The organism is Paraburkholderia sp. EG286B (assembly GCF_040965655.1).
Classification (GTDB): Bacteria; Pseudomonadota; Gammaproteobacteria; order Burkholderiales; family Burkholderiaceae; genus Paraburkholderia.
This window is the reverse complement of sequence record NZ_JBFRCF010000016.1, coordinates 81,790-93,954: the sequence shown is the minus strand read 5'-3', so window position 1 is coordinate 93,954 and position 12,165 is coordinate 81,790. Positions and strand designations below refer to the sequence as shown.

The window sequence follows — 12,165 nt, the reverse complement described above, 5'->3', positions numbered from 1 at the left end:
GGGCGTGTTCGGGTAGATCGAAACGCACGCCAGAATTCTGCTGAACGCGTTTAGCGGGGCGGGATCACGTTCCGGTTCCTGTTAGCAGCGCGTTCCGTTCGTCGCGCGATAACGTGAAAACGCAAAGCATTTCGGCGAGCCGCTCGGTCTGCTGCTGCAAGCTATCGGCTGCGGTCGTGTGCTGTTGAACGAGCGTCGCGTTCACTTGTGTCATGCGGTCCAACTGCTCTACCGCCTGGCTCACCTGACCGACGCCAGCCGATTGTTCCCGCGACGCCTCTGCGATCTGGCTCACCAGACTGGTGACGCCGCGAACCTGGGCAACGATATCCGCAATCGTCTTACCTGCCGAATCGACCAGCTTCGACCCGTCGTCGACCTTTTCGACACTCTGCGTGATCAGCGCGCTGATTTCCTTTGCGGCCTGCGCACTGCGCTGCGCGAGATTGCGAACCTCGCCTGCCACGACAGCAAATCCGCGTCCTTGTTCGCCAGCACGCGCGGCTTCGACTGCCGCGTTCAGGGCCAGAATATTGGTCTGGAAAGCGATGCCGTCGATCACGGAAATGATGTCGGATATCTTGCTGCTCGATTGCGTGATCTGGCCCATCGTCGAGATGACCTGGTCCACCACGCGGCCGCCGTCCGCCGCCGCATGGCTCGCACGTGCTGCCAGATCGCTAGCCTGGCGGGCGGCATCAGCGTTGTTGCCGACCGTCGAATTGATTTGCTCCATCGAAGCTGCGGCTTCTTCGAGGCTGCTGGCCTGCGTTTCCGTGCGCCCGGAGAGTTCGAATGTTCCCGACGCGATTTCCCTGGTGACGCGCTGCATGGTTCTAACGCCATTGCGCACATCGAGCACCGTGGCGCGCATGTTGATGCTGACCTGATTCAGGGTTCGGAGCACGTCACCGATTTCATCGCTTCGATCGCTGTGGCATGTTGCGCTGAGATCGCCCGCGGCGATCTTCATTGCGGCTCGCGCAGCGTCCTGTAATGGGTTCACGATGACCCTGGAGAGGAACATACCTGCCGCGGCCGTCAGCAGAAGCAGGGCGGCGATTTCACCCCAGAACGAGACCGACGCAAGATCGTCGCTCCGGCTAGCCAGACCGAGTGCGTCCACCAAGGCGAGCGAGAGCAGCGCGCCCCAGAGATAGCGCTTAAGACCCAACGAACGAACGCGGCTGGCGGCCTTGCCAACGAGGCCGCCGCGAACGATACGTCCCTGCGCCCACCCGAGTTTCCCGCCACGGTCGGCGTGCAGGCGCCGATAAAGCCCTTCGGTTTGCTCGATTTCCCCATGAACCGGCTTGCTGAGAACCATGAGGGAGCCGATGTACTGACCGTGCGAAACGAGCGGCGCCATATTGAGGCGGCACCACACCAGCGTGCCACCCTTGCAGGCGAGCTTGATCAGACCGGTCCATGGCTTGCCCTGCTTGACGGCTCCCCCAAGGTCGGCCAGTACGAGCTGCGGTACGTCGCGTATGCGGTTCGAACCGTGCATAGCCTGGAGCTCCTGCAGCGAATATCCCGTCACACGTTCATACACCGGGTTCGAATAGACGACTTGAGATTGAACGCCTACGCAGCAAACCATCAGTTCATGGTCTTGCAATTCGTATTCACGCTTCGAAATGTTCTCTTGCCCCATGCCTCTTCCAGATCATCCGGGCGGCCCCGTTTATTATTCATAATTTAGAACGATATTCAAAAATGTATGTTCAACGCGGGTCTACGTCAAGTCCGGATGCGCCCGATACCGCCTGCGTTCAACAATGTGACCAGGGTTCATCCGCAGTGCGCCGCAATAGGACAAAGGCGATATGCTGGCGGCACTCTCGATATCGAAGTCATATCAAGCCATGGAATTGCGGCACCTCAGACACTTTGTTGCGGTTGCGGAGACCCAGCACTTCGGGCGTGCGGCTGCGCGCCTCGGCATGGCGCAGCCGCCGCTCAGCCAGTCGATCATGCGGCTGGAGGAACAGCTTGGCATCAAGCTGCTCGAACGCACGCCGCGCGGAGTGACCCTTACGCCCGCGGGATCCGCGTTGCTCGCGGAAGCCAAGCCGCTCATCGCGCAAGCGGAACTAGCGGAGCGGCGGGTGCGCCAGGCAGCCGATGAACTGGCGAGCTTGAGCGTGGCGTTCGTGCCGATGTGCGCGCTACGCATCATGCCGCTCGCCATTCAGGGGCTGCGCAAGCAATGGCCCGGTGTCGATGTCCGATTGATCGAGCGTGGTAGTGCCCTGACTGTCGCGAGCGTGAAGAACGGCAGCATCGACCTGGGCGTGGTGGTGACCAGTGCGGCGGACGTCTCGGGTCTGGAGAGCGTGGTGATCGAGCGCCTGCGCGTGGTGGCTGCGGTTCCCGCGAAATGGCCCGTCGCGACGCAGCGTTCGATTCGCATTGCGGATCTCGCGCGATATCCACTCATCATGTTTCCTCAGCAGATGTCGCAACCGCTGTTCGCCGCGTTCGAAGCAGCGCGGCGCGAAGAGGGCTTGTCGCCGCGAGTGACTCAGCAGGCGCGCCACCCCTATACGATGCTCAACCTCGTCGCGCACGAACTGGGCGTCGGATTGATGCTGGACTCGGCGCGATACCTGCCCGTGGAAGGTGTTGCTTACGTTGACATTGAGGATGTTCCGGCTTCCGGCGAAACGGAAGTGTCACTGGTGTGGGCGGATAGACCCCACAAGCCCTGGCACCGCGCGATGCTCGACATCATGCGCGAAATCGCGTCGCCGCACCCGGCGTGACGCTCACAGCAGCACCGTTGCACCGATTCGTTCTCGCTGCTCCTTGCGTCATTCGTTTCCGCGTTCATCTTGACACCCCACGGTGGGGTGTTTATGTTTACGAATGACGTTCACAAAATAACCCGCTCGCATGGCGAGCCAAAGGAGGAGCAGTGAGCACGAATGTGGCGAGTCTTTTCAGTCTCGATCAGAAAGTGGCGATTGTGACAGGGGCAGGTTCGGGTATCGGCCGCGAGACGGCGCTGTTGCTGGCGTCGGCCGGCGCCGCTGTGGTCGCGGCGGACTTGAACGAGGAAGCGGCGCAGGAAACGGTCAAACAAATCGAAAGCGCTTCAGGTAAGGCGATCGCCGTCAAGGTGGACATCGGCAATGAATCTTCGATTCTTGCGATGTACGAAACCGTTCAGGCAAAGCTCGGGCGTCTCGACATTCTCGTCAACAATGCGGGTATCTATCCGAAGACGCAATTCGTCGAAACGTCGGCCGAGAAGTGGGACAAGGTTCTCGGCGTGAACCTGCGCGGCACCTTCCTCTGCATGCGCGAAGCGATCAAGCGCATGCAAGCGGCCAAGCGCGGCGGTTCCATCATCAATATCTCGTCGGTGGCTTCGCTGCAGCCCGTAATCTTCGACAACGGCGATTACGGCGCATCGAAGGCGGGCGTCAACAATCTCACCAAAGTGGCCGCACTCGAATTCGCAGCAGACGCGATTCGCGTGAACGCCGTGTTGCCGGGCGGCGTGGCGACGGAGGGCGCGGCTGCATCGACCAAGGTCCATCAGGCAAGCGGGCCGATTACGCAGCCCGGCCGTATGCCGCTAGGCCGCATTGGCGTCGCCTCCGATATCGCGCGCGCCGTGCTGTTCTTTGCCTCTCCGGCATCGGACTATGTCACCGGCCAGCTCCTGGCTGTCGACGGCGGTTTCCAGGTTTCCTGATCCCCTCGGCGGCCCGTTTTTCGCGTTGCGAAGCCGCATCGGCGATGCGGCCTGGGCTGCCTTTTGCTTTGCCCAAATTGCATACGATCCGTTGCGCACAATTGACCGTGTGCGTAGCTTGCGCTCGCGCATACGCTGCACGCTACGCCCTGGCGGCTGGTGAAAACACCGACACAGTTAATTGAACGAGTTGTTGCATAACGGAACTTCGTCACCTACGATGTCGACATAGAGGCGCCGCGAATGCGCCCGCGTGGCACAAGCCTGATCGGAGACATGCTATGTACCTGCTCGACAGCGATTTACGTGGCCCTCTCGCGGACTACACGTTCCACCATCGGCGCCAGCCTACGGGCAGCCATCCTCCCTCGTCGGACGAATCGGATCGCGCAAAACAATCGAATTGGGCGGCGCGCGCGCTGGGTGCGATGGCGCACCGTATCTTCGGCAAGCTGCGCATGGAGGGGGCGGCACGATGAAAACGATGCCTGGCGAGCGCGCTCGAGAAGCGCGCAGGGTATGGCTCCCGCTTATCCTCTTGTCGATTTCGGCAGCGGCGATCTGGCTGCTGCAACGCGACTTGCGCATGGAAGAGTTGGGCCGTTCGGCGCTGTTCGACGTTGTGATGACGATTGCCGTGCTCGGTGCAACGGCATTCGCGGGCCTCGTTGGGTGTGCGATTGCGAGTCGCGCGCAGGAAGAGGAAACCGATTTGTCGACAGGTGAAGGGTATTGCTTCATTGGCGCGGTGATCGGCGCGGTGGTCTTTTTCGTCGCCATGACTTACTAACGGTAGAAACCATGAACGAAGAGTTGAGCGCACGCGTGGAAGCGCTTTTGGACAAACAGGCCATACTCGAATGCGTGCACCGCTATTGCCGCGGGGTCGACCGCATGGACCGTGAGTTGACGCTGTCGGCGTACCACCCGGATGCGATCGATGACCACGGCGCATTCGTTGGCAATGCAGAGGAATTCGCAAACTGGGCCTTTGCGTACCACACGGAGCATCAGCTATCGCACCACCATATGGTGTTCAATCACAGTGTCGAGCTGAAGGGCGACGAGGCGCACGGGGAAACGTACTGGCTTTTCTTCGGCGAGAATCGCGTCAAGCCGGACACGCTTGCGGTGGGGCGCTATATCGACCGCTTCGAAAAGCGCAATGGCGTGTGGGCGATTGCCGCCCGCGTCTGCATCTCGGAGGCGATCAACGAACTCACGACTGCCGTAGTGCCTGCTGCCTGGCGCGAAATCTTGATGAGCAATGGCGTGAGTTCGCGAAATCGCGAAGACGTCTCTTACGAGCGGCCTCTCACGACACGTCAGCCCAGCGAGGTTTAGGGGCTTGCATAAGCGTCGCGCGACGCTCGTCACGAATAACCAGCATCTCATGCAAGCCAACGTCGGCGTGGAGCCGACGTTGGCTTTTTAGCTATTGGGCAGCGGCATGATCGTGCTGTGGCCTACGATTGACAGAAACTCACGGCGCGTTGATGGATCATCGCGAAACGCACCCAGCATCCGGCTCGTCACCAGCGAAGCGCCGGGTTTATGCACGCCGCGCGTGCTCATGCACTGATGCGCGGCTTCGAGGATCACGGCGACTCCCTTGGGCTGTAACACCGTGTTCAACGCATCGGCGATTTGAACGGTCATCTTCTCCTGAATCTGCAGACGCTTGGCATATACGTCGACGAGGCGTGCAAGCTTGGAGATGCCGACCACGCGATGCTCGGGCAGGTAAGCAACGTGCGCGCGCCCGATAATGGACACCATATGGTGCTCGCAATAGCTTTCGAAGCGGATGTCTTTTAGCACCACCATCTCGTCGTAGCCATCCACTTCGGAAAACGTCGTAGCAAGAATCTGCATCGGATCGGATTCGTATCCGGAGAAGAACTCGCGATACGCGCGCGCGACGCGTGCGGGTGTTTGAATGAGACCTTCTCTTTGGGGGTCGTCGCCCGCCCATCGGATAAGCGTTCGCACGGCTTCTTCCGCCTCATCCCGCGTGGGGCGAGCCGACGCTACCTCAGTGCCAATTTCTTTGTCTCGCGTGTTCATCAACTCTCCTGATCATTCATGCCTCGTGCAATCCGACGCTCGTGCGCGTGCGCGGCACACCCATATCGGCAACGTAAATAAAGTGTATATAATTGCACGGTGTTCGTAAATACAAACGCGTGCTACGCTCGACGGGCCACACGCTGCAGAAGCAGGTTGCACTTACATCACAGGATCAGTACATGAAAACGCGCATTACAGAGTTGCTTGGGATTCGATATCCCATCGTTCAAGGCGGCATGATGTGGGTGGGCCGCGCGGAACTGGCCGCTGCTGTCTCGAACGCCGGTGCGCTCGGCACCATCACCGCGCTCACGCAACCCACGCCGGAGGCGCTGCGCAATGAGATTGGCCGCGTTCGATCGATGACGGACCAGCCGTTCGCGGTGAACCTGACGATTCTGCCGACGATCAAACCGGTTCCGTACGATGAGTACGTGCAAGCGATCGTGGAGAACGGCGTGAAGGTGGTCGAGACGGCGGGGCGTAATCCCGAGCCGCACATGCCGGCGTTCAAGGCTGCGGGAATCAAGGTCATCCACAAGTGCACCTCTGTGCGGCACGCGCTGAAAGCAGAGGCATTGGGGTGTGACGCCGTGAGCGTGGACGGCTTCGAATGTGCCGGCCACCCAGGCGAAGACGACGTGCCCAACCTCATTCTGTTGCCGGCGGCCGCCGCGAAGCTGCGTATTCCGATGCTGGCATCGGGCGGTATTGCCGACGCGCGCGGCATGGTCGCGGCACTCGCGCTCGGTGCGGACGGCATCAACATGGGTACGCGATTCATGGCCACGCAGGAAGCGCCGATTCATGAGAACGTCAAGCGCAGGCTGGTCGAGAACGACGAGCGCAACACGGCGCTGATTTTCCGCACGCTGAAGAACACCTCGCGCATTTTCAGAAATTCTGTTGCGGAGAAGGTGCTGGAACTCGAATACAAGGAAGGCGCGACATTCGCGGATCTCAAACCACTCGTGAGTGGCGAGCGCGGAAAGCGCATGTACGAAACGGGGGATACGGAAGATGGAACGTTCCCTGCCGGTCTCGCGATCGGGCTGATCGAGGATATTCCCACCTGCGCGGAACTCGTGAGCCGGATGGTTGCTGAGGCGCGCGCACTCATTCACGGCCGGCTGGCCGCATTTGCAGAAGATAACTGAGCGTGCGCTAAGGCGCCTTTCGAATACGTCTGCCCGTGCCCGGATTCAAAACGGGCGCGGGCAGGCAGTTTGTATTCAGCAACGTGGGGCTTGTTCGTCTAACCGTTCGAGATGAGCAAGCAGCGAGCGGGCCGCGGCTGGCCAGAGCCGTGCTGGTACGTCGTCGTAGGCATGGCGTAGCCAGTCATCGATCGAGCCGTTCGGCAGTATCTTCACTGCCTGCGCGATCTTTGCTTCCCGCGCCATGCGGTGCGCCTTGAGGCGCGCGATCTGCTCACGCGCGCGGTCGAGCACGTAGCCGTGTGCAGGCAGAATGAAGTCGATCTCATGTTCAACGCAGATCGCGTCCAGTCGGTCCAGCGACGCGAGGTACGCAGTCATGTTGCCGTCGGGTGGATCGATGATGGTCGTGCTTCCATTCAGGATGTGGTCTCCGCTGAACAGCAATCCGTCCTCGACGAGGACGAGGCACACGTGGTTGCTCGCGTGCCCCGGTGTCGGAACGACGAGCAATCGATGTGTTTCGCCATCACCGGCAAGCGCGAGCCATTCACCGTCGCGCAGTTCGCGGTCCGGTACGAAATGGCTGCTCGCCCTGGCAAAGGACCCGGACGGCAGACCGAGGACCGCTGGCTTGTTCGCGCACACGGCTTGCAGTGGCCGCGCGCCGGGCGCGTGGTCCGCGTGCGAGTGCGTGCAGACGATCATACGGATGTCGCCACCCGTTGCCACGAGAATGCGCTGGAGGTGCGCCCGATCGTCAGGCCCGGGATCGATCACGATGAAGCCGGTTGCCGCCGAGCCGACGATATAGGTATTCGTGCCCGGTCCCGTCATCATGCCGCCGTTGGCGACGGTCAACCGCATCACATTTCTTAGAAGCGAGACGGCATCGGTCGATCGCCAGTCGAGCGCGTGAAGCACCTGGCCGTCAGGGCACACGAGGCGAAGCTCCCCATAAGGCGCGTCGCCTTCCATGCAACGCACGACGTTGCCGGCTTTCAGGCCACCGCGCGGACAACTACTCCACAGCGGTTTTTCACCGGCGCATGCAGCAAGCAACGCTTCGACCGACTCGAACGAACAAAGGCGTTCGAGCGTGCGCACGGTTGGGAAGATCATGGCGAAGTCGCCCACAGCGTGGCGCGCGAGCGCGTCGGAGGGATTGACCCACACCGGTTCGAATTGCTCTGCGCCATCCGCGACAGCGGTTTGTCCGGCAGGCATGCGCGCCACGAAAAACTGCACGTCGAAGCGTCGAGGCAGGTCGCGGTCGGTGATCCAGTGCGCAAGGGGATAAATGCAGTCGGCGGCTAGCGTGAGGCTTCGCTGCGCGCAATGTTCCTCGATCGCTGTGCTTCGGTCGAGCATCGCCATATCGCTGTCGTCGACGAACGCGCCATCGCTTCGCCGCGCGAGCAACACGCCTAGCTCCTCGAATGTCTCGCGTATGGCGGCCACAGCCTGAACTGCCTGCACTTCGTCTTGTGTGACGCGCCGTGACGCGCACGCTGCGATGCGTGCATCGGATGGATCGATCGCGCCACCAGGAAAGACAAAGGCGCCCGGTGCGAAGCTCGCTTGCGCCGAACGCCGCGTCATCAGCACTTCAATGGCGGGCGCACCTTCGTATTGCGCGTCGCGCAGCAACAGCATCGTTGCCGCCGGGCGTGGTGAAACGGGTTGTCGCTGCGGGTGGAGCAGTTGTTCGGGCCGTACCACGTCACTCCCTCTGATTCAATGAATAACCGCTTGCGCGTAACCCTAAATGCGTTCGAAGACCGCCGCGATGCCCTGGCCTCCGCCGATGCACATCGTGACGAGCGCATAGCGGCCGCCGCAACGGTGCAGCTCGTGAATCGCTTTCACCGCAATGACGGCACCGGTTGCGCCGATCGGATGGCCGAGCGAGATGCCCGAACCATTTGGATTGACCCGGGCGCTGTCGAAGTCTAGCTCTTTTGCGACGGCGCAAGCCTGTGCGGCGAATGCTTCGTTCGCTTCGATCACGTCCAGATCGGCCACGGTCAAGCCAGCGCGTTGCAACGCCTTGCGTGTTGCAGGCACCGGGCCAATGCCCATGTATTGGGGATCGACGCCCGCGTGAGCCCAGGACACGAGCCGCGCGAGTGGGCGAAGGCCGCGTTGCTCGGCCGTGCGGCGCGCCATCAGCAGTACCGCCGCGGCGCCGTCGTTAAGGCCGGACGCGTTGCCGGCCGTGACCGTGCCGTCCTTCTGGAATGCGGGGCGCAACTTGGCGAGATCCGCGGCGGTCGTGCCGGGCCGCACATGCTCGTCGGTATCGAAAACGCTTTCGCCCTTTTTCGTGCGGAGTGGTACAGGCACGATTTGCTCGCGGAAGTGGCCATCATGTATGGCTCGTGCGGCGCGCCGGTGCGACTCGACGGCGAGCTGGTCCTGGTCGTCGCGCGAAATGCCGTACTTCCTCGCGACGTTCTCCGCCGTCACGCCCATATGGCAAGCGCTGAACGGGTCCGTCAACGCGCCGACCATCATGTCGATCAGGCGGATGTCGCCCATGCGTGAGCCCCAACGCGCGCCAGTGGCAACGTACGCTGCGCGCGACATGCTTTCCGCGCCCGCGCCGATGGCGATTTCGGTCTCGCCGAGCGCGATGGCCTGGGCGGCGGAAATGATGGCCTGGAGGCCGGAGCCGCACAGTCTGTTGAGTGTCAGCGCCGGGGCGTCCACACTCACGCCGCCCTCGAGCGCCGCCACCCGCGCGAGGTACATGTCGCGAGGCTCCGTATGGATCACATTACCGAACACCACGTGGCCGACATCGTCGCCCGGCAGATTCGTGCGGTCGAGCAGCGCGCGAACGACCGTCGCGCCAAGTTGCGTAGGCGGAACGCTCGCTAGGGCACCACCAAAATCTCCAATCGCCGTGCGAACGGCAGCGGTGACGACAACCTCAACCGACATGATGGCTCCTTGATCCGACGAGTAGTTATGACCTACGCATCGCGTTTGGAAATATGAATAGCGTTCATAAAATAGCGCATTTTTTGGTTCATGTCCACGTTATTGTGCAGTGCGCAAGGACGCGATCGTATTGCGTATTACATGGAGTATTCGCGCCAGATACGTGTTGAGCGTCAGACCTTCCTTGTGGGTGACGACCGGATAGACGTGCGTTCGATTTCGCGTTATGCTGGTTCAACATGATGATCAACGTTCAATTATTGGTTGCTATGGGGCTGTGAGATTACCGTCTGCCGGAAGGTGATGCGAACGCTCGCGGGACATGGCTTGCCAGATAACAACAGGACGATGCAGATGGATGCAGGTACGGCTTCGCACGATGCCCTCATGGATGTACCGTTTCGCCCGATTCGCCTTGGCAGCATGGAGGCGATTGTCGAGCGCAGACCCGATGGCAGCGTGGTGTACGAACTGAAGGAACCGCTCGAACCGTATCCCGTCCGCTTGACGGAGCGGCTCGAACACTGGGCGAGTGTTACGCCCGAGCGCGCGTTGCTCGCGCGCCGCACGCCGGACGGCAAGTCGTGGGAGTCCCTAACCTATAAGCAGGCGTTCGACGGTGCGCGTGCGCTGGGGCAGGCGCTGCTCGATCGCGGTTTGTCCCAGTCGCGTCCGTTGATGATTCTTTCGGATCGAAGCTTCGAGCATGCGCTCTTTGCGCTTGCCGCATTGCACGTCGGCATTCCCTATATTCCGGTCACGCCCGCGTACTCGCTTTTATCGCAGGACTTTTCGAAGCTCAAGCAACTGGCGGCCGTGTGCACACCCGGGCTCGTGTTCGCGGACGACGGCGCCCAGTATGGCCGCGCATTGCGCGAGGTATTCGGTGACGTGGAGTGCGTCGTCGTCGGCCCGTTGCCGGAGGGCCGGGCCGGTTCGCGTGTCGCGGAGTGGCTGAAGACGCCGGTTAGCGCCGATGTCGAAAAGGCGTTCAACGCAGTGGGCCCGGACACAGTGGGCAAGATCATGTTCACCTCGGGTACGACGGGCGCACCGAAGGGTGTGATCTACCCGCAGCGCATGTTGTGCAGCAATCGCCAGCAGGTCGCGCAGGTGTTCGCGTTTCTTCAGGACGGCCCGCCGGATCTCGTCGACTGGCTGCCGTGGCATCACACCTTCGGCGGCACGCATAATTTCGGCATGGTGCTGTACGGCGGGGGCACTTATTATCTGGACCCCGGCAAGCCAACGCCGGAGGAAATTGGCCCGACTGTGCAGGCGTTGCGTGAAATCGCGCCGGTGGTCTACCTCAATACGCCTCAGGGATTGGCCTCGCTCATTCCGCATCTTCAGGCCGACAAGGCCTTGCGCGAGAAATTCTTCAGCAAGCTCGCGCTGATCTACTACGGCGGCGCAAGTCTGCCGGAGTACATCTGGGCCGAACTCGACGAACTCGCCGTACGCACGATAGGCCAGCGCGTGCTCATCATGTCGGGCATCGGTGGCACGGAAGCGGGCCCCACGCCTATGTCGGCAGCCTGGGATCCGCGACGCGAGGCGATCGCGGGGTTGCCCGTGCCTGGCGTCAAGGTGAAGGTCGCGCCTGTTGGGGCGAAGCTGGAAATCCGCTTCCTTGGCGACTGCGTTACGCCCGGGTACTGGAAAGATCCCGAGCGCACCGCCGCCTCGTTCGACGAGGAGGGCTATTTCCGCTCCGGTGACGCTGCAACGTTCATCGACCCGCAGCGTATCGAACTCGGCCTGCGCTTCGATGGCCGCATTGCGGAAAATTTCAAACTGTCCACCGGCACGTGGGTCAACGTCGCCGAGTTGCGTCTGCATGCGTTGAACATTTTCGGCCCGTATGCGCGCGACATTGTCGTTGCGGGGCACGACCGCGATTACCTGACTGCACTCGTATTCCCCGACGTCGAAGCGTGCCGTGCGCTGTGCGACGACCTTCACGAGCCCACGCCGAGCGTCGATCAGATCGTCAACAGCCGTGGTGTGCTGGCGTTCTTCCAAAAGGGCGTCGACAAACTCGCTGCGCGACCCGGCGGCAGTTCTGCCCGCATCACGCGCATTGTGCTCGAAAGCGAGCAGCCCACGCTCGACAGCGGTGAATTGAGCGCGAAGAGCGCCATTAGCCAGCGCAACGTGCTCGAGCGGCGTCGCGGCGTCGTAGAGGAGCTTTATCGCATGCCGCCTACGTCGCGCACGCTGGTCGGCAATGCCGGCGCAGTCGAAGCAGATCGAGTTCAACGTACCGAAAACGCTGGAAGCTAA

General features: G+C 61.6%; 11 protein-coding genes. 7 read left to right on the top strand and 4 right to left on the bottom strand.

Going from position 1 to position 12,165, the window contains the following annotated elements; genetic code table 11:
• Window positions 1-64: 64 nt before the first annotated feature.
• A complete protein-coding gene (locus AB4Y42_RS29955) occupies window positions 65-1,657 on the bottom strand; it encodes a methyl-accepting chemotaxis protein (RefSeq protein WP_368696161.1) in 1,593 nt (530 codons plus the stop codon).
• A gap of 211 nt (window positions 1,658-1,868) precedes the next feature.
• Here AB4Y42_RS29955 and AB4Y42_RS29950 point away from each other — a divergent pair, with 211 nt between their 5' ends.
• The 5 genes from AB4Y42_RS29950 to AB4Y42_RS29930 all read left to right on the top strand — a co-directional run bounded on the left by AB4Y42_RS29950 (window position 1,869) and on the right by AB4Y42_RS29930 (window position 5,050).
• Window positions 1,869-2,768, top strand: a complete 900-nt coding sequence (locus tag AB4Y42_RS29950) for a LysR family transcriptional regulator (protein ID WP_368687410.1) — start codon at window positions 1,869-1,871, stop codon at window positions 2,766-2,768.
• A gap of 152 nt (window positions 2,769-2,920) precedes the next feature.
• A complete protein-coding gene (locus tag AB4Y42_RS29945) occupies window positions 2,921-3,706 on the top strand; it encodes an SDR family NAD(P)-dependent oxidoreductase (protein ID WP_368687411.1) in 786 nt (261 codons plus the stop codon).
• A 281-nt stretch (window positions 3,707-3,987) separates the two neighbouring features.
• Entirely contained in the window at window positions 3,988-4,185 is a 198-nt protein-coding gene (locus tag AB4Y42_RS29940) for a hypothetical protein (RefSeq protein WP_368687412.1), read from the top strand.
• Entirely contained in the window at window positions 4,182-4,496 is a 315-nt protein-coding gene (locus AB4Y42_RS29935) for a hypothetical protein (protein WP_254353341.1), read from the top strand. The genes AB4Y42_RS29940 and AB4Y42_RS29935 overlap by 4 nt, the downstream gene beginning before the upstream one ends.
• Complete coding sequence (locus tag AB4Y42_RS29930) at window positions 4,439-5,050, top strand: nuclear transport factor 2 family protein (protein ID WP_368696160.1); 612 nt, start codon at window positions 4,439-4,441, stop codon at window positions 5,048-5,050. The genes AB4Y42_RS29935 and AB4Y42_RS29930 overlap by 58 nt, the downstream gene beginning before the upstream one ends.
• Window positions 5,051-5,137: 87 nt before the next feature.
• Here AB4Y42_RS29930 and folE read toward each other — a convergent pair whose 3' ends face one another.
• Window positions 5,138-5,773, bottom strand: coding sequence for a GTP cyclohydrolase I FolE (gene folE, locus AB4Y42_RS29925; protein ID WP_368696159.1), 636 nt, complete (start codon window positions 5,771-5,773; stop codon window positions 5,138-5,140).
• Window positions 5,774-5,955: 182 nt separating this feature from the next.
• Here folE and AB4Y42_RS29920 point away from each other — a divergent pair, with 182 nt between their 5' ends.
• The gene (locus tag AB4Y42_RS29920) at window positions 5,956-6,933 is read left to right on the top strand and encodes an NAD(P)H-dependent flavin oxidoreductase (RefSeq protein ID WP_368687415.1); all 978 of its coding nucleotides are present in this window, start codon (window positions 5,956-5,958) and stop codon (window positions 6,931-6,933) included.
• Between the two features lie 75 nt (window positions 6,934-7,008).
• Here the strand turns inward: AB4Y42_RS29920 and AB4Y42_RS29915 are convergent, their stop codons facing one another.
• Both AB4Y42_RS29915 and bktB read right to left on the bottom strand, forming a co-directional pair.
• The gene (locus tag AB4Y42_RS29915; RefSeq protein WP_368696158.1) at window positions 7,009-8,655 is read right to left on the bottom strand and encodes an MBL fold metallo-hydrolase; all 1,647 of its coding nucleotides are present in this window, start codon (window positions 8,653-8,655) and stop codon (window positions 7,009-7,011) included.
• 42 nt (window positions 8,656-8,697) lie between these two features.
• A complete protein-coding gene (gene bktB / locus AB4Y42_RS29910; protein ID WP_368696157.1) occupies window positions 8,698-9,879 on the bottom strand; it encodes a beta-ketothiolase BktB in 1,182 nt (393 codons plus the stop codon).
• Window positions 9,880-10,233: 354 nt separating this feature from the next.
• Here bktB and AB4Y42_RS29905 point away from each other — a divergent pair, with 354 nt between their 5' ends.
• Entirely contained in the window at window positions 10,234-12,165 is a 1,932-nt protein-coding gene (locus AB4Y42_RS29905) for an AMP-binding protein (protein ID WP_368696156.1), read from the top strand.

What these genes read in the sequence shown, in the direction of transcription:
- AB4Y42_RS29955 (WP_368696161.1), bottom strand. Translation starts at nt 1,657, where the DNA reads ATGGGGCAAGAGAACATTTCGAAGCGTGAATACGAATTGCAAGACCAT.
- AB4Y42_RS29950 (WP_368687410.1), top strand. Translation starts at nt 1,869, where the DNA reads ATGGAATTGCGGCACCTCAGACACTTTGTTGCGGTTGCGGAGACCCAG.
- AB4Y42_RS29940 (WP_368687412.1), top strand. Translation starts at nt 3,988, where the DNA reads ATGTACCTGCTCGACAGCGATTTACGTGGCCCTCTCGCGGACTACACG.
- AB4Y42_RS29935 (WP_254353341.1), top strand. Translation starts at nt 4,182, where the DNA reads ATGAAAACGATGCCTGGCGAGCGCGCTCGAGAAGCGCGCAGGGTATGG.
- folE (WP_368696159.1), bottom strand. Translation starts at nt 5,773, where the DNA reads ATGAACACGCGAGACAAAGAAATTGGCACTGAGGTAGCGTCGGCTCGC.
- AB4Y42_RS29920 (WP_368687415.1), top strand. Translation starts at nt 5,956, where the DNA reads ATGAAAACGCGCATTACAGAGTTGCTTGGGATTCGATATCCCATCGTT.
- bktB (WP_368696157.1), bottom strand. Translation starts at nt 9,879, where the DNA reads ATGTCGGTTGAGGTTGTCGTCACCGCTGCCGTTCGCACGGCGATTGGA.
- AB4Y42_RS29905 (WP_368696156.1), top strand. Translation starts at nt 10,234, where the DNA reads ATGGATGCAGGTACGGCTTCGCACGATGCCCTCATGGATGTACCGTTT.